Origin of the sequence: Pectobacterium brasiliense, from assembly GCF_013449685.1 — a bacterium.
GTDB lineage: Bacteria > Pseudomonadota > Gammaproteobacteria > Enterobacterales > Enterobacteriaceae > Pectobacterium > Pectobacterium brasiliense_A.
Window position 1 is genome coordinate 61,297 of record NZ_JACDSF010000023.1, and the last position, 708, is coordinate 62,004.

The 708-nt window shown below is 57.5% G+C and carries 1 pseudogene; it reads right to left on the reverse strand.

Annotated elements, in window-relative coordinates:
* Positions 1 to 708: pseudogene (locus tag H0248_RS10895) on the reverse strand (DUF2235 domain-containing protein); the annotation flags it as partial.

Here is a 708-nt window from a genome sequence, read left to right on the forward strand (position 1 = left end):
TCAACCTGCTTCAGCCAGCCCCACTGCGCGTTGAGTTTATCCCGTTCACTTCCACTCACGTTTTGGCGGAGTATCTTGTAGTCATGCAATTTTTCCCCCAGCCAGACGCAGTAGTGGATCATATGCAGTTCGAACACCTCTGGGGTCGGGGCCGTTTTCCCCACCCATTTGCTGTAGAACTCGCTGTATGCCTTCGCGGAGTAGCCCTGCCGACTATCCTGCATGACGAAGTAGCTGGCGACTCTACGTGATGTTTTTTGCAAAGTGCGAAAATTGGGAAAAGGCACCTGCGCCCTACGCGCGGTTTCGTACATCTGTCGCAACGGCACCCGGCACAGCTCGGCACTAGGGCGCTGTTCGTTGGGTAACAGTCCTCCCGTCACGTCTTCACTGATGCCGGGACAGAGCACCTCACGCCAGCCGGACCGGAGCGGCCCCAGGGGCAACAGAGGACGATATTCTCGTCGTTCATGGGCCGCAATCAGGTGCAAGGCGCTTTTGACTGCGGGATGAAGGGGTTTATCGAATGCAATCACTTTCGCACCAAAAGCCGTGGTGATCATACCAACAACAGGGTGCCGGGCAACGAGCCCCGCCCCGTCAGAGACGGTTGCCACGGTATCCCCCATGTCCAGCGAGCTGCGGCGTGTGCAGTCGAACAGGCCAGCAAAGATGACCTCAACCTTGCTGTCTTCGTAGCGGTATTCG